Source organism: Streptomyces sp. NPDC006372 (genome assembly GCF_040612515.1).
Taxonomy (GTDB): domain Bacteria; phylum Actinomycetota; class Actinomycetes; order Streptomycetales; family Streptomycetaceae; genus Streptomyces.
This window is the reverse complement of sequence record NZ_JBEXQJ010000011.1, coordinates 144,486-168,525: the sequence shown is the minus strand read 5'-3', so window position 1 is coordinate 168,525 and position 24,040 is coordinate 144,486. Positions and strand designations below refer to the sequence as shown.

Annotated in this window: 25 protein-coding genes, 4 tRNA genes and 1 other RNA gene; 13 read left to right on the top strand and 17 right to left on the bottom strand. The window is 70.2% G+C overall.

All coding sequences use genetic code 11. From position 1 onward, the window contains the following. Positions 1–226 precede the first annotated feature (226 nt). From ABZ016_RS19510 to ABZ016_RS19475, 8 genes are all read left to right on the top strand, one after another. Positions 227–544 (top strand): Lsr2 family protein, encoded by a 318-nt coding sequence (locus ABZ016_RS19510; protein ID WP_356917887.1) that lies wholly within the window; start codon positions 227–229, stop codon positions 542–544. A 134-nt stretch (positions 545–678) separates the two neighbouring features. Continuing rightward, positions 679–750: transfer RNA gene (locus tag ABZ016_RS19505), tRNA-Gly, on the top strand. Positions 751–833: 83 nt separating this feature from the next. Beyond that, positions 834–906, top strand: a tRNA-Gly gene (locus ABZ016_RS19500). 146 nt (positions 907–1,052) lie between these two features. Next, a complete protein-coding gene (locus ABZ016_RS19495) occupies positions 1,053–2,024 on the top strand; it encodes an ABC transporter ATP-binding protein (RefSeq protein WP_356917860.1) in 972 nt (323 codons plus the stop codon). Then, positions 2,021–2,824, top strand: coding sequence for an ABC transporter permease (locus tag ABZ016_RS19490; protein WP_356917859.1), 804 nt, complete (start codon positions 2,021–2,023; stop codon positions 2,822–2,824). The genes ABZ016_RS19495 and ABZ016_RS19490 overlap by 4 nt, the downstream gene beginning before the upstream one ends. Before the next feature lie 41 nt (positions 2,825–2,865). Beyond that, positions 2,866–4,146 (top strand): sensor histidine kinase, encoded by a 1,281-nt coding sequence (locus ABZ016_RS19485; protein WP_356917858.1) that lies wholly within the window; start codon positions 2,866–2,868, stop codon positions 4,144–4,146. Then, complete coding sequence (locus ABZ016_RS19480) at positions 4,143–4,763, top strand: response regulator transcription factor (RefSeq protein ID WP_356917857.1); 621 nt, start codon at positions 4,143–4,145, stop codon at positions 4,761–4,763. Before ABZ016_RS19485 ends, ABZ016_RS19480 begins: the two co-directional genes overlap by 4 nt. A gap of 22 nt (positions 4,764–4,785) precedes the next feature. Beyond that, positions 4,786–4,861, top strand: a tRNA-Gly gene (locus tag ABZ016_RS19475). Positions 4,862–4,907: 46 nt separating this feature from the next. Here ABZ016_RS19475 and ABZ016_RS19470 read toward each other — a convergent pair. From ABZ016_RS19470 to ffs, 6 genes are all read right to left on the bottom strand, one after another. Continuing rightward, positions 4,908–5,807 (bottom strand): phosphoribosylaminoimidazolesuccinocarboxamide synthase, encoded by a 900-nt coding sequence (locus ABZ016_RS19470; protein WP_356917856.1) that lies wholly within the window; start codon positions 5,805–5,807, stop codon positions 4,908–4,910. A 69-nt stretch (positions 5,808–5,876) separates the two neighbouring features. Further along, complete coding sequence (locus ABZ016_RS19465; protein WP_356917855.1) at positions 5,877–7,355, bottom strand: N,N-dimethylformamidase beta subunit family domain-containing protein; 1,479 nt, start codon at positions 7,353–7,355, stop codon at positions 5,877–5,879. Between the two features lie 298 nt (positions 7,356–7,653). After that, a complete protein-coding gene (locus ABZ016_RS19460; RefSeq protein WP_356917886.1) occupies positions 7,654–9,435 on the bottom strand; it encodes a hypothetical protein in 1,782 nt (593 codons plus the stop codon). A gap of 375 nt (positions 9,436–9,810) precedes the next feature. Then, complete coding sequence (gene purD, locus ABZ016_RS19455; RefSeq protein WP_356917854.1) at positions 9,811–11,061, bottom strand: phosphoribosylamine--glycine ligase; 1,251 nt, start codon at positions 11,059–11,061, stop codon at positions 9,811–9,813. Positions 11,062–11,197: 136 nt separating this feature from the next. Continuing rightward, entirely contained in the window at positions 11,198–13,636 is a 2,439-nt protein-coding gene (locus tag ABZ016_RS19450) for a DNA polymerase III subunit gamma and tau (protein ID WP_356917853.1), read from the bottom strand. Between the two features lie 71 nt (positions 13,637–13,707). Then, an RNA gene (ffs, locus tag ABZ016_RS19445) (signal recognition particle sRNA small type) lies at positions 13,708–13,804 on the bottom strand. A gap of 72 nt (positions 13,805–13,876) precedes the next feature. Here ffs and ABZ016_RS19440 point away from each other — a divergent pair. Next, a tRNA-Ser gene (locus tag ABZ016_RS19440) sits at positions 13,877–13,964 on the top strand. A gap of 79 nt (positions 13,965–14,043) precedes the next feature. Here the strand turns inward: ABZ016_RS19440 and ABZ016_RS19435 are convergent. From ABZ016_RS19435 to ABZ016_RS19385, 11 genes are all read right to left on the bottom strand, one after another. Then, positions 14,044–15,282 (bottom strand): tyrosine-type recombinase/integrase, encoded by a 1,239-nt coding sequence (locus ABZ016_RS19435; protein WP_356917852.1) that lies wholly within the window; start codon positions 15,280–15,282, stop codon positions 14,044–14,046. Between the two features lie 10 nt (positions 15,283–15,292). Further along, on the bottom strand, positions 15,293–15,529 hold the full coding sequence (locus tag ABZ016_RS19430) for an excisionase family DNA-binding protein (protein ID WP_356917851.1): 237 nt from the start codon (positions 15,527–15,529) through the stop codon (positions 15,293–15,295). Then, positions 15,522–16,823, bottom strand: coding sequence for a replication initiator (locus tag ABZ016_RS19425; protein WP_356917885.1), 1,302 nt, complete (start codon positions 16,821–16,823; stop codon positions 15,522–15,524). The genes ABZ016_RS19430 and ABZ016_RS19425 overlap by 8 nt, the downstream gene beginning before the upstream one ends. 136 nt (positions 16,824–16,959) lie before the next feature. Continuing rightward, a complete protein-coding gene (locus ABZ016_RS19420) occupies positions 16,960–17,205 on the bottom strand; it encodes a SpdD protein (RefSeq protein WP_356917850.1) in 246 nt (81 codons plus the stop codon). Between the two features lie 24 nt (positions 17,206–17,229). Further along, on the bottom strand, positions 17,230–17,424 hold the full coding sequence (locus ABZ016_RS19415; protein WP_102910781.1) for a hypothetical protein: 195 nt from the start codon (positions 17,422–17,424) through the stop codon (positions 17,230–17,232). Between the two features lie 15 nt (positions 17,425–17,439). After that, positions 17,440–17,631 (bottom strand): mobile element transfer protein, encoded by a 192-nt coding sequence (locus ABZ016_RS19410; RefSeq protein WP_102910782.1) that lies wholly within the window; start codon positions 17,629–17,631, stop codon positions 17,440–17,442. Positions 17,632–17,633: 2 nt separating this feature from the next. Further along, positions 17,634–17,819 carry a hypothetical protein gene (locus ABZ016_RS19405; RefSeq protein WP_356917849.1) on the bottom strand — a complete coding sequence of 62 codons (186 nt, stop codon included), beginning with the start codon at positions 17,817–17,819 and terminating at the stop codon, positions 17,634–17,636. Positions 17,820–17,835: 16 nt separating this feature from the next. Then, positions 17,836–18,498, bottom strand: a complete 663-nt coding sequence (locus ABZ016_RS19400; RefSeq protein ID WP_356917848.1) for a DUF2637 domain-containing protein — start codon at positions 18,496–18,498, stop codon at positions 17,836–17,838. Between the two features lie 88 nt (positions 18,499–18,586). Further along, entirely contained in the window at positions 18,587–19,963 is a 1,377-nt protein-coding gene (locus ABZ016_RS19395) for an FtsK/SpoIIIE domain-containing protein (RefSeq protein ID WP_356917847.1), read from the bottom strand. Next, a complete protein-coding gene (locus tag ABZ016_RS19390) occupies positions 19,963–20,319 on the bottom strand; it encodes a hypothetical protein (RefSeq protein ID WP_094055939.1) in 357 nt (118 codons plus the stop codon). Before ABZ016_RS19390 ends, ABZ016_RS19395 begins: the two co-directional genes overlap by 1 nt. A 166-nt stretch (positions 20,320–20,485) precedes the next feature. Continuing rightward, entirely contained in the window at positions 20,486–21,274 is a 789-nt protein-coding gene (locus ABZ016_RS19385) for a GntR family transcriptional regulator (protein WP_020274970.1), read from the bottom strand. Positions 21,275–21,381: 107 nt separating this feature from the next. Between ABZ016_RS19385 and ABZ016_RS19380 the strand changes: the two genes are divergently transcribed. From ABZ016_RS19380 to ABZ016_RS19365, 4 genes are all read left to right on the top strand, one after another. After that, on the top strand, positions 21,382–21,789 hold the full coding sequence (locus tag ABZ016_RS19380; protein WP_356917884.1) for an NUDIX hydrolase: 408 nt from the start codon (positions 21,382–21,384) through the stop codon (positions 21,787–21,789). 46 nt (positions 21,790–21,835) lie between these two features. Next, entirely contained in the window at positions 21,836–22,261 is a 426-nt protein-coding gene (locus ABZ016_RS19375) for an ATP-binding protein (protein ID WP_356917846.1), read from the top strand. Then, a complete protein-coding gene (locus ABZ016_RS19370; protein WP_356917845.1) occupies positions 22,261–22,650 on the top strand; it encodes a hypothetical protein in 390 nt (129 codons plus the stop codon). Before ABZ016_RS19375 ends, ABZ016_RS19370 begins: the two co-directional genes overlap by 1 nt. 805 nt (positions 22,651–23,455) lie before the next feature. Beyond that, entirely contained in the window at positions 23,456–23,938 is a 483-nt protein-coding gene (locus ABZ016_RS19365) for a hypothetical protein (protein WP_356917844.1), read from the top strand. Positions 23,939–24,040: the final 102 nt, after the last annotated feature.

Below are 24,040 nucleotides of genomic sequence, written 5' to 3'. Positions count from 1 at the left end.
ACCCGCACAAAATTTCTACGCGCGTCGACTTGTAGGAATCTACGTGACCGTCATCACGATCCGGCATCGACAGGGGCGCGTACGAGAATTTCCGGGAAAGATTCCGCCCCGACACCCGAAACCTATTGCGTTCGGACACGCGGAAGTATTTAGTCGGGCTTCACAATGTATTGCCGGGCACTGTACAAACTATTTGGCAAAGTGCCGCATGAAGGGACCGATATTCGTGGCGCAGAAGGTCGTGGTCACTCTCTTTGACGACATCGACGGCTCGGAAGCGACGGAAACGATCGCCTTCGGACTGGACGGCAAGTCGTACGAGATCGACCTGAGCGAAGTCAACGCCGGAGAACTGCGGAAGGCGCTCGCGCCCTACGTGGAGGCCGGCCGCAAGCGGTCCCGCTCGGGCCGGGCGTACCGGCAGACGGAGGTCGCCCCCGACCCGTCGGCCGTACGGGCTTGGGCCCAGGCCAACAAGATGGAGGTCCCCGCGCGCGGGCGCATCCCGAAGAAGGTCTACGAGGCGTTCACCGCCGCGCAGTGACGGCGCCGTGAGCCCGGGCCCACGGCCGGCCACCCGCCCCTCGCGGCAACCGACTTGCGCAGCACCCCTGCTGATCAGTTAGAGTCTGGAGCACGCCGAGGGGCGAGGCCGAAAGGCCCAGCTCACGGAAACATGCGGGTGTAGTTCAGTAGTAGAACATCCCCCTTCCAGGGGGAAGGCGCAGTGTGCGATTCCTGTCACCCGCTCTGCACCGCCGTACCGACCACTCTTGTGGATCAGGTAGGCTGGTGCTCGCACCGGCCAGTGAAAGCTGGTCGGGGGCAAAAGTGCGGACGTAGCTCAGTTGGTAGAGCGCAACCTTGCCAAGGTTGAGGTCGCGAGTTCGAACCTCGTCGTCCGCTCGGGAATGAGACCCCGGTCCTGATGGACCGGGGTCTTTTCGTATGTGGCGAGCGTCGTATACGGCAAGCGTCCGTCTGACATTTGTCATGCCGAGTGATGACAGCGCGCACTGCAACCGGGCCCGGCGGGCCGGGACGCTGAAGGCATGGAGACGAACGAACACGAACACGTGATTGAGGTCACTGACCTGCGACGTGTCTACGGGGGCGGGTTCGAGGCGGTACGCGGAATCGACTTTTCCGTACGACGCGGGGAGATCTTCGCCCTGCTGGGCACCAACGGCGCGGGAAAGACGTCGACCGTCGAGCTGCTGGAGGGACTCGCGGCACCGGCGGACGGCCGGGTGCGGGTCCTCGGGCACGACCCGTACACCGAGCGGGCCCTCGTACGACCCCGCACCGGCGTGATGCTCCAGGAAGGGGGCTTTCCGTCCGAGCTGACCGTCGCGGAGACCGCACGGATGTGGGCGGGCTGTGTGAGCGGGGCCCGGCCTCCGGCGGAGGTGCTGACACTGGTCGGCCTGGAGTCGAAGGCCCGTGTACGGGTGAAGCAGCTGTCCGGCGGCCAGAAGCGCCGCCTGGACCTGGCGCTCGCACTGCTCGGCGACCCCGAGGTGCTCTTCCTGGACGAGCCGACCACCGGACTGGACGCCGAAGGCCGCCGGGACACCTGGGAGCTGGTCAGCGCGCTGCGCGACGGCGGAACGACGGTGCTGCTGACCACCCACTACCTGGAGGAGGCGGAATACCTCGCCGACCGGCTGGCGATCATGCACGAGGGCCGGATCGCCACCACCGGCACACCGTCCGAGGTGACCGCCGCACAACCGTCGCGGATCTCCTTCGAGCTGCCCGAGGGCTACTTCGTCGGCGACCTTCCGCCGCTCGACGAGCTGGGCGTGGGCGCGCACGACACCGACGGCCGGATCGTCCGGCTGCGCACCCGTGAACTGCAGCGGACGGCCACCGGGCTGCTGATGTGGGCCGCACAGGCCCGGGTCGAACTGCGGCGCCTGGACATGCGGTCGGCCTCCCTGGAAGAGGCGTTCCTGGGGATCGCCCAGGAGGTCTCCGCCGGGCGGACCACCGGCACGAACGCAAAGGAGTACGCGGCATGAGCGCCACCCACACGACGGCCCGCCCGACGTCGGCGGCGACCACTCCGCTGAGCCGGATGACGGCTCTGGCCCGCGCCGAACTGACCCTCCTGGGACGGACCAAGGGCGCGCTGGTCGCCGCCGTGTTCGTGCCGCTGGTGATGCCGGTCAGCGTGCGGGCGGCGGCCAAGGACATGGACCTCGCCGAAGCCGGGCTGGACACCGGCACCCTGGTGCTGCCCGCCGCGATCGGCTTCTCCCTGCTCTTCGCCGTCTACTCGGTGCTCGTCGGCAGCTACGTCGTCCGGCGCGAGGAACTCGTCCTCAAGCGGCTGCGCACCGGTGAACTGCGGGACGGCGAGATCCTGGCCGGCTCCGCGCTGCCCGCCGTCCTCACCGGGCTCGGGCAGTGCCTGCTGCTGACGGCGGCCTGCACCGCGCTGCTGGACCTGTCCGCGCCGTCGGCGCCCCATCTGGTCGTCCTCGGCGTGCTGTTGGGGCTCGTGTTGTGCGCCGCCCTCGCCGCGGCCACCGCGGCCTTCACCCGGACCGGCGAGAGCGCCCAGGCCACACCCATGCCCCTGATGCTCGTCTCGATGATGGGCTCCGGCATGTTCGTCCCGCTGGAGCTGCTGCCGGACAAGGTGGCCTCCGTCTGCGAACTGCTGCCGCTGACGCCGGTCGTCAGCCTGGTGCGCGGCGGCTGGACCGGCGACCTGTCCGCCTACGAGGCACTGGGCGCCGTCGCCACCGCGGTGGCCTGGATCCTCATCGCCGTGTTTGCTGTACGGCGGAGGTTCCGCTGGGAACCCCGGCGCTGAGACCACAGCGGCGCTGAGACCGCAGGGGGGAGTGACGGCTGATGCGTGGGCCGGGCAGGTGGTGGCGGCGGCAGAGCAAGCCGGAGAAGGTCGAGACGTACACCCGGTGGTCGTTCCACTTCTTCGCGGTGACGGAGTTCGTGACAGTGGGGCTCATGGCTGTCCCGCTGGGGGCATGGCCGGGGGTGGCGCTGCTGCTGACGGTGGCCGTGCATGTCGGGGTCTGCTGCGTCACCGTGTCGCGGGCGCTGGACTGGACGCGAGGCAGGCGGCCGCAGCCCGTCCGGCTGCTGTGGACACTCGCCGCCGTCACCGCCGCGGTCGGTGTCGCCGCGGTCGGCATCGCGGACCGCGGACCGGACCACGAGAGCGTGGACGCCGCCGCCGGCGGGGCGTTCGGGCTCGTCGTCATCGTCGGGACCGGCATCATCGTGCTCGGCGTACGCGGGCGGCGGCGCGTGTTCGCGATCCCCTCAGGCTTCGCCGCAGGTTCATTCGTCGTGGCGTTCACCCGGGGTGCCCCGATGGGCGAATCGCTCTTCGCGTCCGCCATGGTGCTGCTCGGCGGTGGTCTCCTCGCCTTCACGGCCGTCGTCTCCGTGTGGCTGCTGAACATCGTCTACGAACTCGACGAGGCCCGTGAGACCCGGGCCCGGCTCGCCGTCGCCGAGGAGCGGCTCAGGTTCGGGCGGGATCTGCACGACGTCATGGGACGCAACCTCGCCGTGATCGCGCTCAAGAGCGAACTGGCGGTGCAGCTCGCCCAGCGGGGGCGGCCGGAGGCCGTGGCGCAGATGGTCGAGGTGCAGCGGCTCGCGCACGAGTCGCAGCGAGAGGTGCGGGAGGTCGTCCGCGGCTATCGCGAGGTCGACCTCGGGGCGGAACTGGCCGGGGCGCAGGGCGTACTGACCGCGGCCGGCATCGACTGCACGGTGACCGGACGGCCCCCGGCGGGGCTGCCGGCCGGGGTGCAGTCCGCCCTGGGATGGGTCGTCCGGGAGGCGGCCACGAATGTGCTGCGGCACGGGGACCCGCGGCGGTGCGGGATACGGCTGCGGGTGTCGGAGGAGCGAGTGGTGTTGTCCGTGGAGAACGACGGGGCGCTCCCGGAGGCCGAGGCCGCGGTGACCGGATCATCCGGCTCGGGACTCGCCGGCCTACGGGAGCGGCTGGCGGAGATCGACGGGACGTTGGAGGCCGGACCTGCGGGGAAGGGGATCTTCCGGCTGACGGCGGAGATTCCGCTGCCGTCGGTGCCTGCCGCTTCCGGCCTCGTCCCGTCCGCTGCCGCTGTGCGCTCCGTGAGTGAGGTCACGCCATGACGGCCGTGGAGCCCGTACGCCTGCTGCTCGCCGACGACGAGCACCTCATCCGTGGGGCGCTCGCCGCGCTGCTGGCGCTGGAGGACGACCTCATGATCGTCGCCGAGGCGGCCACCGGGCCGGAGGCCATGGCGATGGCCCGGGCGCACAAGCCCGACGTCGCGGTACTGGATCTCCAGATGCCCGGCGCCGACGGTGTGAAGGTCGCCACATCCCTGCGCACCGAACTGCCCGCCTGCAAGGTGCTCATCGTCACCAGTCACGGGCTGCCCGGGCATCTGAAGCGGGCACTGGAGGCCGGGGTGCGGGGATTCGTGCCGAAGACCGTGAGCGCCCAGCGGCTCGCGGAGATCATCCGCACGGTGCACGCGGGGAACCGGTACGTCGACCCGGAGTTGGCCGCCGACGCGATCGCCGCCGGGGACTCGCCACTTACCGTGCGGGAGGCCGAGGTGCTGGAACTGGCCGCCGACGGCGCGCCCGTGGCGGAGATCGCGGAGCGGGCCGCGCTGTCGCAGGGGACCGTGCGGAACTACCTGTCGTCGGCGGTGTCGAAGCTCGGGGCGGAGAACCGGCATGCGGCGGTGCGGCTCGCACGGGAGAGAGGTTGGGTATAGTGGTTGTCGCGCCACGGCGCATGCGAACGTAGCTCAGTTGGTAGAGCGCAACCTTGCCAAGGTTGAGGTCGCGAGTTCGAACCTCGTCGTTCGCTCCAGTGAGAAGCCCCCCGGTTCCGGCCGGGGGGCTTCTGCGTGTCCTGCCTACGTCCAGCTCGTGCCGGTCAGGCGCTCGTACGCCTCCACGTACTTGGCCCGCGTGGCGTCGACGACCTGCTGCGGCAGCGCGGGCGGCGGCTGCTCGCTCTTCCTGTCCCAGCCGGACTCCGCCGAGGTCAGCCAGTCACGGACGAACTGCTTGTCGTACGACGGCTGCGCGCGGCCCGGCTGCCACTGGTCGGCCGGCCAGAAGCGGGAGGAGTCCGCGGTGAGGACCTCGTCCGCGAGGACCAGATCGTCGCCGTCGAAGCCGAACTCGAACTTGGTGTCCGCGAGGATGATGCCCCGCTCCCGGGCGATGTCCCGGCCCCGCGAGTAGACGGCGAGGGTCGCCTGGCGCAGCCGGGCCGCGGTGTCCGCGCCGACCTGTCGGGCGACCTCCTCGTAGGAGACGTTCTCGTCGTGCTCGCCGACCTCCGCCTTGGTGGCCGGGGTGAAGATCGGGGCGGGCAGTTCGCTGCCGTCGACCAGGCCCTCGGGGAGGGCGAGGCCGCAGACCGTGCGGGTCTCGTTGTACTCGACCAGGCCCGAGCCGGTGAGGTAGCCGCGGGCCACGCACTCCACGGGGACCATCTGGAGGGACTTGCAGACCAGGGTGCGCCCCTCCCAGTCGGCGGGGGCGCCAGCGGGCAGTTCGGTGCTCAGGACGTGGTTCGGGACCAGGTCGGCGAGCTGGTCGAACCACCACAGGGAGAGCTGCGTAAGGACGCGGCCCTTGTCGGGGATCTCGGTCGGCAGCACCCAGTCGTACGCCGAGATGCGGTCGCTGGCGACCATCACGAGGTCGCCCGCCTCGTTCTGGTACAGCTCGCGCACCTTGCCGGTGTGCAGGTGCACCAGGCCCGGAACCTGAAGCGGCTCGGGCTTTTCTACGAATCCGGACACGGTTCCTCCCCGTGGTTCTGTCTAAGTGGCTCGATTCTCCCGTATCCGAGCCTGATCACGGACAGTGGGTCAGTCGCGTTTGCAGATGCGGTCCAGGAGATTCGCGGTGGCGCGCTGGACGCGGGCGTCCACGTGGCCGGGGCGGTCCAGGGCGGGCGTCCAGGCGAACGTTCCGGATGCGAAGACCCAGGCACCGGAGGGCGCGCGGTAGAGGGACGTCTCCTGGTGGCGGGTGGCACCCTCCTTGTCGGTGTACGGGGAGTGGGCGAGCAGCACGCGCTCCTCGTGCTCGGGCAGCGGGGTGCGCGGGAAGTAGCGGTCGGCCTCGCCCGCCACCAGGCCCTCGATCCCGTCGCCCTCCTCCGCTCCGGTCGCCTCCCACAGCCAGTGGCCGGCGTTGCGCACGATCAGCGGGTGCGGCTCGGGGACGTGCCCGGCGTACTGGATGCCGATCAGCTGCTGCTCCGCCCGGTCGATCTCCCGCCACAGCACCGGCTTGCCCGGGCCCTTGCGCTTGCGGCAGGTCAGCAGGCGGTCGGGCACGCCGGACGGGGAGGGACCCAGCTCGACCTGCCAGTACATGGAGTTGGCGGAGAGGAAGACCAGCGAGGTGCCGGCGTCGCGGGCGAGTTCCACGGCGCCGCGCATCCCGGCCGACCAGTACTCGTCGTGGCCCGGGAAGACCAGGCCGCGGTAGCGGGTGGGGTCGACGCGGCCCGCGTGCAGGTCGCCGGCGGTGGCGTAGGCGATGTCGTAGCCGTAGCGCTCGGCCCAGCGGATGAAGTCGTAGGCGTGTCCGACGTGCAGGGGGAGGCCCGCGCCCGCGTAGGGGCGGTCGAAGGAGACCGTGGTCGCCGCGTCGGCCTCGCCCAGCAGCCGGCCCTTCTCGTCCCAGGCGTGGTAGAGGCTGGCGCCGGTGCGGCCGTCCTCCGGGTAGAGGTTGTACGCCTGCCAGGTGATGTCGGGCAGCACGAGCAGCAGGTCGGCGGGCTGGTCGTGGCGGACCGTGAAGGGGACGTGGGAGCGGTAGCCGTCGGCGGTGGTGAGGACGGCGACGTACGCGCCGATGTTCCAGTACGACGGGATCTGGAGCCGCCAGGACAGCCACCAGTGGTGGCAGGAGACCGTACGGTCCGCGGTGAGCGGCGTGGGCTGCACGATGCCGGACAGGCGCGGACTGGTGGTGATCTTCGCGGCGCCGTCACCGCCGTAGTGGCCGATGCGGTAGATGTCGACGCCGAACTCCTGGGGCGGGTCGACGGTGATGTGGAAGTCGATGGCCTCGCCGGGGGCGACCGCGCCGGTCGAGGTGAAGCCCTTGATCTGGCGGTGGACGTCGTCGGCCGCGCGGGGGCCGCCGGAACGGCTGCCCGTCTTCGACGCGGTGGGCGTCTCCTGGTCCACGTACCAGGGGACGACCTGGCCGGTGTCGTCGAAGTACGTCGCATTGCCGCGCAGCCACGGAACGGGGCCCTGTCCGAAGGGATCTGTCACGGCGTGCGCCAGCGCTCCCGACTCCCAGCGGCGGGTGGTCTGCTCCGAACCCATGAGTGCTTCCCCTCCCCTTCGCCCCCGTGGTGGTGCGTACTCGTGTGGTGTGTGCGGTGTGCGGCGTCTGCGCTGTGTGCGGTGCTGTGCTGTGTGCGGTGTCTGCGCTGTGTGCGGTGCCTTGCGGCCCGAGCGGTAGCGGCGCGCTTATGTGTTTGTCGTATGTCGCACGCCTTTGCCATGCACGAGAACGGTCCAAGCACATCACATAACGCGCGCACTTCGTTACTGTTCGTTTCGAATTGGCCAGAAGCGGAAGCTGCGGCTCCGGGGGCGGGATGGCTCGGCCGGCGTCGGGTCAGGCGAGCCGGACCGGCTTCTCCGGCCGTATCCCCAGCTCGGCGAGCCAGGCGCGCAGCGGGGTCGGGTCGCCCTCCTCGATCAGGGTGAGGACCTTGGGGGCCAGATCGGCGGTGCGTTCGCCGTTGTGCAGGAGGGTCGGGCCGTCCAGCCAGTCCAGGCCCGGTGTCGCGTCGGCGGTGTCCATCGCCGCACAACAGACCATCGCGGTGAGGTGGTCGGCGAGCAGTTCACGGGCCGTGCGCGGGGGCTGGAGGGGGAAGAGGGGGAGGTCCCGGTCGTCCCAGAGGGCGGGGTCCGAGTGGGCCGGGGAACCGGCGGGTGAGGAGGTGGCCGAGGGGGCGGAGGCCGTGGACCGGCCGGTTGTCGCGGCGGCTTCCTCGCGGGCCAGTTCGGCGGTGAGGCCGGCGGCCAGGGCGGCGCTGTGAGGGGTGGTGCCGGAGAGGTCTTCCTCGTCGTCGGGGGGTGGCTCCGGGGATCTGACGGGGAAGGGCACCTGGTCGGTCCGGTCCGTCAGGTGGTCGAGGACGCGGGACAGAGTCGGGCCGCCGGTGTCCGAAGCGGCTCCTCCCGGGGCCGGGCGGACGCCCATCGCGTCCAGGACGCGGTGGAGGCGGGCCGCGTCGATGCGCCACTTGCGGTCCACGACCTCCTCCGGATACTCGCTCCAGCCCACCGGCGACCAGTCGGGCCCTGGTCCGGCGGGGACGCCGTGGAAGAGGCGGGCGGCGAGCAGGGAGGCGGCCTCGTCGATCGTGCCCGGCTCCTCGAGCAGGTCGCAGGCGGGCCGCTCCCCGAGCCGGGAGGCGAACCCCTCGGCCAGACGGTCGCGCCGGGACAGCTCCGTGAGCGCCGCCACGACACCCGCGTCCAGCCGGGAAGGCCAGCGGCCCATCCGCCAGGCGGGCAGCGCGACCCGGGTGAGCAGCCGGTCCCAGCCCGCGTACGCGAGGCCCACCTGCTCCTGGGCGACGATCCGCAGTCCGTAATCCACAGCCTGTGCACGCTCCGCGGCCGCGGCCGCCACCCCCCGCTCCATCTCACCGGCATGGAGGCGGCAGCCGCGCAGCAGCAACCGGGCCGCCCAGCCGACCCCGGCCAGCGCACCCCGCGACACCGGTCCGCGGTGGGGCGCCGAGGCCACGGCCACCGCGGCGTCCAGCCCCCGGACGAAGCGCCGGGCGGCGGCTATGTCCGGGTGGGACGAGGGGCCCGTACCGGCCACGACCGGGGCGAGGACCGCGCGCAGTTCGCCGACCCGCATCCACCACAGGAACGGGGAGCCGATGACCAGGACCGGCGCGACGGGGTGCCGGCGGTGCGGGTGTCTCCCCGCGCCCGCTATCTCGTCGCGCTTCGCGGCGGGGGGCGGCCCGTGGGCCCGGTGGGTGCGGTCCTCCAGCCAGCTGTCGCAGTCCGGGGTGAGCGCTATCGCGGAGGGCGCGGGCACTTCGAGGCGGTCGGCGAGGTCGCGCACCATCCGGTACAGGTCGGGAGCCGCCTCCTCGGCGATCGCAACCGTCGGGCTCATGGCCGGACGGGCCCGGGCGATGACCAGGGCGACACCTGCGGCGGCGATCAGCACCAGCGCGGCGAGCGGCGTCACGACCCAGCGGGCGGCGTCCCAGCCTGGGCCGACGAGACGGCTGGTGGCGGCGCCCGCGAGCAGGATCACCGCCACGGCGGCGGGCAGCAGGGCGACGGCCAGCGCGCGGCTGCGGATGCGCAGCACGACCAGCGCACGGGCCCGCGCGACCTGCGCGCCCACCTCCACACCCATACCGGTCACGACCGACCTCACCCCCTCCCCGTTGACCTGACTCTTGCCTTGCTCACTCCCCCACTGTGGCACCCGTCACTGACATCGCAATGCCGATGAGCCAAGTGCCGGAACGCTTGCGCGGCACCCTAGTTGGGGCCCCGCCCCCCGTCAGCCGGATAGGACATCGGTCACTCGATGGAATGGCTTTGGGGAGAGGTGAATGACGGACAGCGAAGGTCAGGCCCACAGATACCGAAAACTTCAGGCCCCGGATCCTGAGACGGATCCGGGGCCTGTGAGGTTCATCGATCGGGGCCGTTTACCCCTTGCGGGCGACGGGCGAACAGCCGCGCGAACGGCCGGTCACGCACCTGCCGGTTACGCGCCTGCCGGTTACGCGCCTGCCGCCTTCGCGGCGATGTCCGTGCGGTGCTGGGAGCCGTCGAGGCGGATACGGCCGACGGCGGTGTAGGCGCGGTCACGGGCCTCGGTGAGGTCCTGGCCGGTGGCCGTGACGGACAGGACGCGGCCGCCCGCGCTGACGATCGCGTCACCGGCCCGCTTGGTCCCGGCGTGCAGCACGTACGCGTGCGGGGCGTCCTGGGCGGCGACCTCGTCGAGACCGGTGATCGGGTCGCCGGTGCGCGGAGGACCCGGGTAGTTGTGCGAAGCGACGACCACCGTCACGGCCGCGTCGTCGCTCCAGCGCAGCGGCTCCAGGTGGGCGAGGTTGCCGGTGGCGGCGGCCATCAGGACACCGGCCAGCGGCGTCTTCAGCCGGGCCAGGACCACCTGGGTCTCGGGGTCCCCGAACCGGGCGTTGAACTCGATCACGCGGACCCCGCGCGAGGTGATCGCGAGCCCCGCGTAGAGCAGACCGGAGAACGGCGTGCCGCGGCGCTTCATCTCGTCCACGGTCGGCTGCAGCACGGTCTGGAGGACCTCGTCGACCAGCTTCGGGTCGGCCCAGGGCAGCGGGGAGTACGCGCCCATGCCGCCGGTGTTCGGGCCCGCGTCGCCGTCCAGGGCGCGCTTGAAGTCCTGGGCGGGCTGGAGCGGCACGACCGTCTCGCCGTCGGTGACGGCGAACAGGGAGACCTCGGGGCCGTCCAGGAACTCCTCGATGACCACGCGCTCGCAGGCGGCGGCACGCGCCTTGGCGGCTTCGAGGTCGTCGGTGACGACGACACCCTTGCCGGCGGCGAGCCCGTCGTCCTTGACGACGTACGGGGCGCCGAAGGCGTCGAGGGCGGTGGCGGCCTCTTCCGGGGTGGTGCAGACGTACGACCGTGCCGTGGGCACCTCGGCCGCCGCCATGACGTCCTTGGCGAAGGCCTTGGAGCCCTCGAGCTGCGCGGCCTGACCGGACGGCCCGAAGACAGGGATGCCCGCCTCGCGTACGGCGTCGGCGACACCGGCGACCAGCGGCGCTTCCGGGCCGACGACCACGAGTTCCACGCCGAGCTTGGTGGCCAGCGCGGTGACGGCCGTGCCGTCCAGGGCGTCGACCGGGTGCAGCGTGGCGACCTCGGCGATGCCGGCGTTGCCCGGGGCGCAGTGCAGCGCGGTGACGTCGGGGTCGAGGGACAGGGAGTGGCACAGGGCGTGTTCGCGGGCGCCGGTGCCGATGACGAGGACCTTCACGTGGGTCAGCCTAACCGGAGGTGCCGGGTTTCCTTTGTGCGGGCTTCCGAGAGGGGCAGGGATCTTGGCTTGGAGATTCCTCCAAGCCAGGGGTCGCGAACGGTGCTTCGGCGCTCCGGTACTCCCTCGAGCCGGGCTACTCGTTCGAGAACTCCTCGACCACCGTCGCGCCCAGTTCCCGGACGATCAGCTCCTGGCCGGAGAGGGCCGACTCGTCGAGGTCGGGGTCGTCGTCCTCGGGGATGTCGTCCTCGACGGACACGTGCCGTGGCTTCGGGGCGGAGGGCTGGGGAACGGGTGCGGCCGGGGCGGGGGCGGGTCTGCTCGACCCCTGGGCCGGGGCGGACGGGGCCGTCGACCGGGCCGGGGCCGGGCGCTGGGCGGTCGCCGTACCGCCGGTGCCGCTGCCGCCGCCGCCGTTGTAGTCGCCACCGCCTCCGGTGCCGGTGTAGCCGCCACCGCCGCCGTAGCCACCGCCGTTGCCTCCGCCCTGGCCGCCCCCGCCGAAACCGGAGGGCCCGGCGCCCGGCGCCGGGGCGGGCGCGGAGCCGCCGGAGGGGTCGACGACCGCCTCGATCTTCCACTGCACGTTGAACTGCTCGCCCAGCGCCTGCCGCAGCACGTCCTCGCTGCCGCTGCTCAGGAAGTTGTCACGCGCGCCCGCGTTGACGAACCCGAGCTGGAGGGTCGTGCCGTCGAACCCTGCCACCTGGGCGTTCTGGCTGAGCAGGATCCAGGTGAAACGACGGCGGTTCTTGACGGCTTCCAGGATGTTCGGCCACAGCTGGCGGGGGTCGATACCGCCGGTGGGGGCGGGAGCCGCCGGGGCCGGGGCCGGGGTCGAGGGTGACTGCGGTGCGGCGGACGGTGGGGTGCTGGGTGCGGGGGTGCTCGGGGCAGCGGGGGCCGGGGCATTCGCTGCCGGGGCGCTCGCGCCAGAGGTTCCCGGGGCGGTGGTGGGCCAGCCACCAGGGCGACGGCCGCTGCCCGCGGAGGCCGCGGTGGGCCAGGCGCCCGGTGCCGGGGCGGACGGGGCGGCGGGAGGGGGTGTCGGTTGGGAGGGCTGGGGCGGCTGGGCAGGCTGGGGCGCCGGGGTGGCCGCGCTGGTGGCGGGGTCGGAGGGGGCCGGGGCGTCGGCGGGAGCGCCCGGAACACCGGCACCGGGGGCTCCGGGAGCACCACCGGCGTGTCCCGGAGCATCTCCGGCGTGTCCCGCGGGTGAGCCCGGCGCAGAAGGCGAAGCACTCTGGCCCGCCGGCGCTCCGGAAGCACGGACGGCCGCCCGGGCCGCGGCCGGACCGCCACCCGGCGGAACGGGCGGGCCTCCCGGCGCGGCGGCGGCCGGCGCACCATGCCCCTCAGGCCCAGGCACGTACCCCATGGCGGGCAGGCCGGCCGGGCCCTGGGCGGAGAAGTTCACACCGCGCTCGATCCGGTCCAGACGCGCCATGACGGACCGCTCGTCGCCGTACGCGGCGGGAAGCAGAACACGGGCGCAGATCAGCTCGAGCTGGAGACGGGGCGAGTTGGCGCCGCGCATCTCGGTCAGCCCCTCGTTGACGAGGTCGGCGGCCCGAGTCAGCTCGGCGGGACCGAACGTGCCCGCCTGGGCCTGCATGCGCTCGACGACATCGGCGGGGGCGTCGATGAGCCCCTTCTCCGCGGCGTCCGGCACGGCGGCGAGGATCACCAGGTCGCGCAGCCGCTCCAGCAGGTCGGCAACGAACCGGCGGGGGTCGTTCCCACCCTCGATGACACGGTCGACGACCTCGAAGGCGGCGGCTCCGTCTCCGGTGGCGAAGGCCTCGACGACCGAGTCGAGGAGGGAGCCGTCGGTGTATCCGAGGAGCGCGGTGGCCATGGCGTATGTCACACCGTCCGCCGTGGCACCGGCGAGCAGCTGGTCCATGACCGACATGGAGTCACGCACGGACCCGCCGCCGGCCCGCACGACGAGGGGGAGCACACCCTCCTCGACCGGGTTGTTCTCCTTCTGGCACACCTCGGCGAGGTAGTCGCGGAGCGTGCCGGGCGGGACGAGCCGGAAGGGGTAGTGATGGGTCCGCGACCGGATCGTCCCGATGACCTTCTCGGGCTCGGTGGTCGCGAAGATGAACTTGAGATGCTCCGGCGGCTCCTCGACGACCTTCAGCAGTGCGTTGAAGCCCGCCGACGTGACCATATGGGCCTCGTCGATGATGTAGATCTTGTACCGGCTGCGGGCGGGTCCGAAGAAGGCCTTCTCGCGCAGGTCACGGGCGTCGTCCACACCGCCGTGGGAAGCGGCGTCGATCTCGATGACGTCGATGGAACCCGGTCCGTTGCGCGCGAGGTCCTGACACGACTGGCACTCACCGCACGGCGTGGGCGTGGGCCCCTGCTCGCAGTTCAGGCACCTGGCCAGGATCCGCGCACTGGTCGTCTTGCCACAGCCGCGCGGCCCGCTGAACAGGTACGCGTGGTTGACCCGGTTGTTCCGCAGCGCCTGCTGCAACGGGTCGGTGACATGCTCCTGCCCGATGACCTCGGCGAAGGTCTCCGGGCGGTAGCGGCGGTACAGAGCGAGAGACGACACGCTTACGAGGTTATAGGCGCCCACTGACAACGGAACCCGCCCGAGGTACCGACCCGACCGCATCCCGGGAACGCAGACGCCCCCCACGCACCCGCCAGAGCCGACCTACCCTTGCTGCCTTCCGGCCCTGGGGGAGTTCAGTCAGATAGCGCCGCGTGAGGGGCTGCGCCAAGGCTACCTGATGTCAGGGGCAGGGAACGAGTTCGCGAGCACTCCTCTCGGTCATGTAATGTTCCCAGCGGAGGATTCGCCTAGAGGCCTAGGGCGCACGCTTGGAAAGCGTGTTGGGGGCAACCCCTCACGAGTTCGAATCTCGTATCCTCCGCCAGTGCCTCACCGGGCACGATGTCGAAGGGCCCCACCGTTCGCGGTGGGGCCCTTCGTCGTTGTCCGTCTCAGTTTCCGTCTCAGTCGGTTTCCGGGAGCTCCCACAGCGCGTCGCCGACTTGCTGCGCGACCTTGCGGAGCATGGTCCCCGTCACATGCATGTAGCGGGCGCGCATCCGGGCCGCTCCCCCAGGCTCCCAACCCATGATCGAGTCGATCACGACGTCCGGGACGCCGAGGATCAGGAGCACGGTCGCGGCGGTGTGGCGAGCGTCATGGAGACGGCCGTCTCGTACGCCAGCGTCCCGCAGGAGCCGCTTCCAGGTGTGGAAGTCGGTGTTGGGGCTCAGCGGCCCGCCGGTCGGCGAGGCGAACACGTAGCCCTTGCCCTTCCAGTCGGCACCAGCCGCGATCCGCTCCCGCTCCTGGGCTTCCTGGTGCTGGCGGAGAATCTTGATCAGCGGGTCGGGCAGGCCGATGGTGCGCCGTCCGGCCCGTGACTTGGTGGACTTGTGCTCGCGGCGGGTCTGCTGCTTCTGAGGGCAGTAGCCAGCCTTCCGACCGCACGGATCATCGCCACAGCCGTGGGCGTACTTCGGGCGCAGACGGTTCTTGCGGATGCGGACGTATCCCGCGTCGAGGTCGACGTCCTCCCAGTGCAGACCGAGTGCCTCCCCTTGTCTGAGGCCGAGCGCCAGCGCGACGACCCAGCGCGCGCTGTTGCGGAGCTTGGCCGCCTCGACGAGGACGCTCTGCACCTCCTCGATCGTGTACGGCTCGATGTCCTCTTCTTCGAGGCGCGGAGCCTTGGCGATCTCCGCAACGTTGGTGGCGGCGTGCCCGCGCCTCACGGCCTCGCCGAGGGCGACCCTGATCGTCCGGTGTGCATGGTGGGCAGTGCCAGCGGAGCTCCCGGATTGCTGCATCTTCCGGTAGAAGCGCTCAAGGTGCTCGGGCTCCAGGCGGTCGAGCTTGTGGGCGCCCAGGCCGGGGACGAGGTGAACGCGTACGTCGACCTCGTAGCCGTCGTACGTGTTCTCGGAGACGTACGGCTTGGCGATGTTCTCGACCCAGTGCTCAAGCCAGGCCTGGACCGTCCAGCTCTGGCCGGGCTTCCTGAGCTTCTTCTCGTCCCGCGCCCGCTCTATCTGGCGGACGGCCTTGGTCACCTCCGCCTTCGTCTTGCGCTCGATGTGGCGGCGGTCCGGCTTGCCGTCATCACGGACGCCGACGGTCACTCGTCCGTGCCACTTCCCGTCCTTGCCGAAGTAGATCGACGAGGCGCCGTTGGGCTGCCGGGTGCGCTTCTTCTCTGCCATGGCTTCCCCCTCAGGCCGCTTCGGCGGGTCGGTGGCGCAGCTTGGCCACGTAGGCGGGTACAGCGTCAGCGGGGATGCGGCGGAGCCGCCCGACCGTCACCGACTCGATCTCTCCGGCCAGTACGAGCCGAAAGCACGTCGTGCGGCCGATGCGGAGCCGCCGGGCTGCCTCCTCGACTGTCAGGAGGACCAAGGCGGGATCGTCGTGGGGATCTGGAGTGGTGGCGTGGATGCGGGGCTCAGCCATGGGTTGGTTCTCCTTCCGTTCCGGGGGCGGGTTCGAGGGATGCGGCAAGCCAGGCTTCGGTGTCGGACAGGCCAGTTCCGGCGAAGACCCAGTGCGCGAGGACGTACGTCGTGTCGGGCGCGGGGCCGTTGGCTGCGGCGGCTTGGGCGCGGCGCCATTCGGCGCGGGCGTCACGGAGAGCGCCGAGGGTGGTGGAGTAGCGGCGGGACTTGGTGGAGAAGTGGCCGCGGAATCCGAGCATGTGGGCCCAGGCGCGCAGGCGGAGGTGTTCGAGGTCCTTGCGTGCGCCGAGGAACCAGGCGGTGCGGATCAGGCGGCGGGCGTGGTCGCTGATGTCGAGCTGTGCGAGTTCGGCGGCGAACTTGAGCGGCCGGTCGAGAGCTCCCGTCGCGGTCTCGGCACCCTTGGTGGCGTACTTGGCGATGTAGGCGGCGACGGCCCGTTCAGTGAGTTCCTGGCCGTCGTTGAAGTCGGCTGAGCGGATGGTGCGGACGTCGAGTTGGCGGCCGAAGGTGAAGGTGTGGGTGCGGCCGTCGATGACCGGGCCGTCGACGCGGACCTTGGCTGTTGCGGTGCGGATAGCGTCGGTGAGCAGTTCGGCGGTTGCCCAGGTAGGGGGCGTGGTGTCGCCGCCGCTGGGGCCGTCGATGCGGATCACTGCGTGGAAGTGGACGGCTCCGCGCTTCTGGTACTCGGCGACCTTGGCGAAGGACACGCGGGCGTGCTCGCGGAAGCGCCGCTGGGACAGGCCGGCGCGCTTGGCGACCTCTCGGCGCAGGTAGGTGGAGAAGCGCCGCCAGAGCGGACCGGCGTGGGCGTTCCAGAGCACTGCGGCTTCGTAGTCGTACGTGTCCGGGTTGAGCGGGGAGCCGAGTACGTCGTCGTCCTGGTCGTGGTGGGTACCGCAGCGGCAGGGGCGTCCGCTGGAGGGGCGGTTGTGGACCGGGCCGAAGCTCGGTGCGGTGAAAGTGGCGAAGACGCGCGGGTGGGCGGCGACGTGCTCAGGAATGCCCTTGCCGCCGCGAAGTCCGGACGTGATCAGGTGGAAGGTGTCGCAGCGGTAGACCTCGGCGCAGGCGGCGCAGCGGGTCGTGCGGCGGTTGTTGCAGCGGACGAGGAGCTGTCCGGCCGGGAGCCTGGTCGAGTCGAGGCGATGGAGCACGTTGCCGATCTCGCCGGTGCGGGTGTCGACGTCGTACTCGGTGCGGTGGCCATCGAGGCGGATCGGGTTGGTGCAGCCGCCGAGTCCGGAGAGCTGGCGGAGGATACCCGGCAGCGTGCCCTGCGCGGCCAGGTTCGCGAGTTCCGTAAGTGGTGCCTCAGTGGTGCGGGTGAAGATGACGTTTCCCCTTCTGGCTTGGTCGGGAGGAACTGGGCCCGGGGCGGCGAGATGCTTGGTCGTGTGCCGCCGCCCCGGAGGCCGGTGTGGTTCAGCGGCGGTGGTGGTCGCGGAGCATGGAGCGCAGGACGACGGCGGCAACGGCTACGGAGATGGCCGTGACGGCGACGGCCGCCAGGAGCGCGGTAAGGACAATCCCGCCGACGACCAAGGCCACGACGGTCTTCTGATCGACGGAGACAGACGGGAGCGAGCGCCGTACGGGTGCCGGCTCGGCGGGGGTGTGGGTGTGCGCGGGCGGCGGGGTCGGGCTGTCGGGGTACTTCGGGAGGAACACGATCAGGGCTCCTTATCTACTCGTCTAGGCGTGCGAGCCGTTTATGACGGTCACGCCGGAACGTGTGCCGGACTCGATAGCGGGTGCGAGGAAGGTGCGGGAGAGCCAGAAGCCGAAGAGGGCGATCAGGACGACGATCCAGACGCGGACGCCGAGGAACCTGACTGCTCCCCAGGCGAAGAAGCCGAGGACGACGACAAGCGGAAGGCTGACGGTCACGGGTCGGGGATCCTCTCAGCGCACGGGGCAGCGGTGGGTGCGGGCGGCCAGCTCGGCGGCGGCGCGGCTGTCGTAGTCGGCGGAGAAGCCGCAGCGCGGGGCCGTACAGGCGGCGGTGTGCTTCTCCCGGCCGCGGCCGTCGTAGGACGTGCCGACCTGGACGGGGCCGATGCGGCTGACGTGGCGGAAGCGCTTCGGCGCGGGCATGGTCAGTCCTCCTGTCGCGGGCTGGGGCGGGGGAAGTCGCGCAGGATCCGGGCGGCTTCCTCCGGATCCGGCGTGCGGTCGGCGGCTTCCTCGGCGAGGAGCCGGGCGAGTGCCGATCGGCCACTGGCGGCCATCTCGCGGGCCGCTGCGAGGTAGTCGGCGGCCGTGTTGAAGCAGTAGAGCGGCATGATCTCCCTTTGCTGGTCAGGTGAGTTGGGCGGCGATGGCTTCGGCCATGGGCGGCGGGACGCCGAGGCGGGCGCGCAGGGTCGGGGTGTCGATGGCTGTTCCGGTGCGGGTGCGGTGGTCGGCGGCGACTTTGCGGGCGTGCTCGACTAGGGCGGCCGGGACAGCGACCGGAGGCGGGGCCAACGGTGGGGCCGGTGCCGGGTCGGCCGCCGGTGGCGTCGGGGGGTCTGGCGCCGGATCGGGCGCGTTCTCCTGGTCCTCGATGTCGTCAGCATCCTGTTGGTCTACGGCGTCACTGGTCTCGTCGTGCGCTGTCGGCGGCGAGTGGACCAGGAGGGTTCCGCCGAGGAAGGCGACCGCGGGCCAGCCCGCCACGAGGATGCGCAGCCAGGCCGGTACGTGATCCAGGTCGAGCAGTCCGGCGGTGGCGACGTTCGCGCCGAGGGACGCGGCGAGTGCGATCAGGAACCAGCACCACCCGGCCGTTTTCGCCTCTCCGGAGCGCAGTCGGCGCCAGGCGGCGACGAGCAGCAGGTCAACACTGATCGGGTAGGCCCAGGCCTTCCACCCGTCCTGTCCGGCCGCCGAGGCGACATCGTGGAGGTGGGCGAAGGACAGCGCGGCGGCGATGACTGCCTGAACGAGCACCGCATCGACGCGGGCCAGTTGGGCGCGCATGTTGCGGCTCCTTCCGGGTTCGGGCATGGGAGGGGTAGGGACGTGGCGTGAGGCGGTCACGCCGACCGGGGTTGAGTGGGGGCGTGGGTCAGTCGGTCACGGGCCGGGGCCGCACGGCAGGGCCCGGTGTCTCGACGGGCCGTACGGGCACGTCGGGCCGGAAGGGCTTGAGCGCGGGCAGGTCGGGGACCAGGTGGGCCGACTCGCGGCAGGTCTCGGCAGCGTCACCGAGGGACAGGTACGGCGTGCGGATGCGGGACCAGCCGCCGGAGGTGTCACCGGCCACGGCGAGGCCGGGCCGTTCGGGGGCAATGGCGCAGGCGGCCGTGACCGCTTCGGGTGCGATGTCGCCGAGCGCCATCTTCGCGGAGGCTTCGTCGTTGACGCGGTGGCAGACGCGGCCGGTCAACTGGGCCCGCAGCATGGTCGCGCCCTTGCCCAACTCGGCACCGAAGCGCTGGCCGCAGACCTCCAGGTAGATGCCGGCCGCGCGGCCGAGCTGGGCGAGGCGGATGAGCTGGGTGACCATCTCGTCCCGGCGTTCCTCGTCCTTCCTGGTGGCGACGAGGAAGAGTTCGGCCACCTCGTCCACGAACAGCACGAGGGGAACGGGACGTTCGGACTCGGGCAGTCCCCAGACGTCCGAGGTGATTTCCTCGGCCGGGGTGTCCGGGGCAATGCCTTGCCGGGCCTTGATCAGGTCGTAGCGGTCCTCCATTTCCTTCACGAGCACGGGCAGCAACTCGGCGGCCTGCTCCGGATCGGTCGCCAGCGCGGAGAGGCGGGGGGCGAACGGCGCCAGCTCCACACCGCGCTTGCAGTCGATCCCTACCAGGGCGACCGACTGAGAGGCGAGCCCGGCGATCAGGTGCCGCAGGTACATGGACTTGCCCGACAGTGTGGCGCCGAGTGTGAGTTGGTGGGGCACGGTCCGGTAGTCGCGTATGAACGGCATGGCGTCCTCTCGCAGGGCCACCGGCACCTGAAGGAACCCGGCGTCCACCTTGCGCGGCATCCGCACCCGCCGCAGCACATCGAAGCCGACCAACCGCAGCTCAACCACACCCGGCTTGACCGTCGAGACGTACACAGCGTGAACGCCCCAGGCATGCCGCAGCCGTTCCGCCGAGGCGGCGACATCAGCCGGTTCCTGCCCCGGAGCGAGCCGGAGACGGAGCCGCAGCCCGGTCGAGGTGGGCCGGATGATGCCCCGACGCGGCGGCACGGGACGGACCTCACGGCGGGTGGTGGCCTTGACCGCCAGCATCCGCAGCCGGGACGGAGCCACGGTCAGGCCGCAGGCCTCCATGACCGAGCCGTAGGAGCTGAGGAGCCGGGCCGTGGATATCGGCAGGCCGACCGTGGACCAGTACACCCCGGGATGCTTGGCCCGGGCGTAGGCGGCCCCGCCGCCGAGTGCGGCGACAGGACCACCCACCTCCAGGAGTGCCGTCAGATCGGTCATCAGGCAGCGGCCCCGGTCGCGGCCGGGAACGCGGCCGGAGTCACAGCAGCGGCGCGGAACGCGATGCCGTGACGCTGCTGACCGTTGAAGACGCTCTCCCACGGCCGGGCCACCAGACCCGGCAGCGAGACCGGAGCCCCGAGCGTCAGCCCCTCGGACACTCCGCTCTCGGGAACGGTCACCTTGATCAGCGACGATTCGCCGTCTTCCAGGTAGACGACGCCGATCGTCATCAGTGCCTCTCCGCTGGTGGCGTCCTTGGCGATCTCGCCCGTCTGCCGGTCGCGGACCTTGGGCTCGGGCGCCTCGGTCAGCAGGATCGTTGCGGCGGAGGTCTCTACACGGATGGTGCGCAAAGCTTCTTCCCATCTACTCGTCTATACAAGATGCGGCGGTCGAACCCGATCTCTCGGGAACGGCAACCACCTTGCCACACAACTCGCTAACTCGTCTATACGAGTAAGCGTGTTGGGGTGTACGAGTTCGGAGAAGCCTCCCCGCGCACCACCACCGGTCAGGCGCTCATGTCGCCGGGAGCTGGTACGACAGGACGTAGGCGTCGGCCGCCATGACCGTGTCGCAGACCTCTACGGCCCGTCCCTCCTGGTCGAATGCGGTGCGGATCAGGTGAATGACCGGCACGCCGGAGGCCAGCCGCAGAGTCCGGACCTCGTCGGGCGAGGGCATCCGGGCACGGATTTCTTCCTCGAAGTGGTCGAGGCGGTGCCCCAGCTCCTCAAGCCGGGCGTAGATGCCACCGGGCCCGGGATTGGGCTCGGCGATGGGTGTGCCCCGTGCGATGTCGAGCGGCAGATACGAGGTGGCGAACTCCACCGGCCGCCCGTCCAGCAGATACCGCCGACGCCGGGCGAGCACTCGCCGCACGGAACCGAGCCGGGTGGAGACGTCCTGGCTGGCCTTCTCTTCCTTGACCTCCAGGCTGTCCACCTGGGGGTGACTGCCGGCGGCGTCAGCCTCGACGATGAACGCGGACTTCCCCTGCTCGCGGTGGCGCCGGGCGAACCGGTCGGAGGCGAGCCGCCGTACAGGCGGTCGTGGTCGTACGAAGACGCCCTTGCCGTGCTCGGCGTGCACCAGGCCCTCGCCCTGGAGGACGGAGAAGGAGTTTCGAACCGTCATTCGGGAAACCCCGTAATGCTCGACTAGTTCGGCCTCGGAGGGCAGCTTTTCGCCCTCTTTGAATCGCCCACGGTCGATGGCCTCGCGCAGCTGGTCGGCGATCTGCCGGAAGACCGCACGATCGCTCGTGGGGTCGAGATCGCCGAGGAGGCCGGAGGAAAGAGAGGGCACGTGTACTCCTTTAGGTATCTAGACGAGTGGGCGAGCTTTGTTGCTACGGTGGAGAGCCTAGCCATCCGAGAGGGCAGAGGAACGTGAGCACCGAACGTCCGCACTCCGTGAGCGTCGCCGGAGTCATCGTCGATGACCAGGACCGAGCCCTCTTGATCAAACGCCGCGACAACGGCCACTGGGAACCCCCCGGCGGAATCCTCGAACGCGAGGAAACCATCCCCGAGGCCCTCCAGCGCGAAGTTCTCGAAGAGACCGGCATCAAGATCGCGCTTCCCGCGATGCTGACCGGGATCTACAAGAACATGAAGGGCTTGATCGTCTCCATGGTCTTCCGCTGCGAGGCCGCCGACGGCACGCCCACCACCGGGGACGAGACCCGCGCACTGCGCTGGGCCACCCGCGAAGAAGTCATCGACCTCGCCGACGAGGCATACGCGATCCGCGTCCTGGACGCACTCGACGCGGTATCCCCGCCCGCCATCCGCGCCCACGACGGCGTGAAACTCGTCTAGCCCGAACCCGCTGCACATGGCGGCCTACCAGCACGAAGGAACTTGTATGCACGAGTATACGAGCACCGCCCGGGTCTGGGGACTCACTTGCCCAGGATTTCCGGAAGAGGTCAGCCGGGCCCGCCGCTGGACACGGGACATCCTGCGCGGATCACCCCTGGCCGACGACGCCGAACTGATCGTGAGCGAGCTGAGCGCGAACGCGATCCTCCACACCGCGAGCGGCGGACTCGGCAGCTTCCACCTGGCCCTCGCGGTCTCCCCCAAGGTCGTCGCCCTGTCAGTCACAGACGAGGGAGGGACGGGCACCGCCCCGAAGGTCGAGCAGCCGAACGAGGACGCCGTACACGGCCGCGGCCTGGGCATGGTCAGCGTCATCGCACACCGGGTCATCGTCCACGGCAGCCACAGCGGCTACACCGTCACCGCCGAGCTGTTCACTGACACCCAGCCGGGAGGACACCCGTGCTGATGGACAAGCCTCAGCGGGGCTTCTGGTGCGAGTGCTGGACGCAGGACGTCAGCGACGAGACGGGGTGGCCGGCGCTCCGGGCCTCCTTCGACGCGTACTCGGCACCACAGGCAGACAGATGGGTAGCAGTCGCCCTGCGCACCATCTCACCTGCACTCGACCCGGACGCCTCCGACGAGGCCTGGGCCTGGCTCTACGACGGCCGCATCGACACGCGACGAGCCCTCTTACGCATGGAACCCTGCACAGTCTCTCTGACCCACGCCAGCACCCGCATCACCTGGACGATCCGGCCAGTGATCTTCCTGCCGATAGCCCACCGGCAAGGCATCGAACTACCGCCCTGCGCACACGACTTCAAGCCTCAGCCGTCGTCCAATTCCATGTGAACACGGCCACTGTCAACCATCAGCTGGGACCGAAGTGTCAAGCATCTACCGGGACCGGACACAGCCCCAGCCAGCCGACTGAGTTACAACTTTCTCTACTGGTTCAAGGCGGCTCGCTGCGCTCACCGCGCGCGGCCCGGCCCCCGGCCGGGCCTGCGCTCCTGTCTCCGCCCCGCTCCAGCCCGGCCGGCGCCCATGCCGCGCGCACAGCGATCAGCCACCTGATGCCAGAGAAGGGGTGCGTCGTGGCTGGGGCGGTCGGCTCCACGGCTTTAGGCAGCCACTTTGGCGCGAGCCTCGAAGATCATGGCCCCAACGTCGTGCTTTACCGGGCAGGTCCACAGACTGCCCGACGCGCCGGAAGCTTACGGGGCCACGATCACTCGCGCCAAAGCAGCTCCAGCCCAAAGCCGCTCCACCGACCTCGAAATTCTCCTAGCCACCGACGCACAGGCCTAGCCCCAACGGCACTAAGCGAGGGGCAAAGCGTGCGGCCCGAGGATCGCGGCTAAGGCTGGAAGGCCCGATTTTTCTCCGCTTGCGCACTGCCCGGCTAAGGTGTAAATGATTCAGGTTGCATATGCGCCCGAGTCGCCACGGCAGACCTCTCCGCCCGGCTCGTGAGATAGAAGGCAGATCTCCGTTGTATCGAACACCGCAACTTGTCGTAGCTATTACTGCAGTTATGATCACGTTGGTGACATGGGCGCTTAACAGCAGGTCTGCACGCCGCACCCGGAGGGCTGAATTTGTTCGACACTGCACAAACGACTTCTATGAGAGCGATAAGCTGACCGGCCTCTTCATGGACATCGATCACGACCGATTCAAATACGATGAAAGCATTTTGGGGACCGAAAAAGAACTCGATCTAATTCGCTTCTTGGATTACTTCAACATGGTAGGACACAACTGGCGCCGCGGCGTTATGCCAATTTCCGACATTTTGCCGACCAGTATCGGGTACGCGGTATTGCGATCCTGGCAGAATCCCGAGGTTCGAGCCTACCTTCGACAAATCAGAAAATGGGACGAAGAGAGATACTCCAGCAGTGCTGGATTTCTGTATTTTGAGGAACTGGCCATCCAGCTCGCCTGGGTCTGCGGAAGGATTCCTGAGAACACGCGGCGATCTGAACTTCTATTGAGTGCACCACCACGGCACGCGTTGATTAGGCGTGTAGCTGACCGGTATCGCTTTAGCGTTCGCGTTTACAGATGGTGGTGGCGGGCAACCGGGCATCCCTTTCCGGGAAACGGCAAACACGCTTCGCATGAAAATACCTAGGAGCGAAAATCACCAAGCTCGGGGCTCGTGGGCTGCAGCGCGAAAGGCCTGGTCAAACCGGCGAGATCATCTTAGCTGCCACCTTCAATCACATCCCGATGG

Coding starts and splice junctions, on each gene's coding strand:
- ABZ016_RS19495 (WP_356917860.1), top strand. CDS start 1,053: ATGGAGACGAACGAACACGAACACGTGATTGAGGTCACTGACCTGCGA.
- ABZ016_RS19490 (WP_356917859.1), top strand. CDS start 2,021: ATGAGCGCCACCCACACGACGGCCCGCCCGACGTCGGCGGCGACCACT.
- ABZ016_RS19485 (WP_356917858.1), top strand. CDS start 2,866: ATGCGTGGGCCGGGCAGGTGGTGGCGGCGGCAGAGCAAGCCGGAGAAG.
- ABZ016_RS19480 (WP_356917857.1), top strand. CDS start 4,143: ATGACGGCCGTGGAGCCCGTACGCCTGCTGCTCGCCGACGACGAGCAC.
- ABZ016_RS19465 (WP_356917855.1), bottom strand. CDS start 7,355: ATGGGTTCGGAGCAGACCACCCGCCGCTGGGAGTCGGGAGCGCTGGCG.
- ABZ016_RS19460 (WP_356917886.1), bottom strand. CDS start 9,435: ATGGGTGTGGAGGTGGGCGCGCAGGTCGCGCGGGCCCGTGCGCTGGTC.
- ABZ016_RS19435 (WP_356917852.1), bottom strand. CDS start 15,282: ATGGCAGAGAAGAAGCGCACCCGGCAGCCCAACGGCGCCTCGTCGATC.
- ABZ016_RS19430 (WP_356917851.1), bottom strand. CDS start 15,529: ATGGCTGAGCCCCGCATCCACGCCACCACTCCAGATCCCCACGACGAT.
- ABZ016_RS19410 (WP_102910782.1), bottom strand. CDS start 17,631: ATGCCCGCGCCGAAGCGCTTCCGCCACGTCAGCCGCATCGGCCCCGTC.
- ABZ016_RS19405 (WP_356917849.1), bottom strand. CDS start 17,819: ATGCCGCTCTACTGCTTCAACACGGCCGCCGACTACCTCGCAGCGGCC.
- ABZ016_RS19400 (WP_356917848.1), bottom strand. CDS start 18,498: ATGCGCGCCCAACTGGCCCGCGTCGATGCGGTGCTCGTTCAGGCAGTC.
- ABZ016_RS19395 (WP_356917847.1), bottom strand. CDS start 19,963: ATGACCGATCTGACGGCACTCCTGGAGGTGGGTGGTCCTGTCGCCGCA.
- ABZ016_RS19375 (WP_356917846.1), top strand. CDS start 21,836: ATGCACGAGTATACGAGCACCGCCCGGGTCTGGGGACTCACTTGCCCA.
- ABZ016_RS19370 (WP_356917845.1), top strand. CDS start 22,261: ATGGACAAGCCTCAGCGGGGCTTCTGGTGCGAGTGCTGGACGCAGGAC.
- ABZ016_RS19365 (WP_356917844.1), top strand. CDS start 23,456: ATGGACATCGATCACGACCGATTCAAATACGATGAAAGCATTTTGGGG.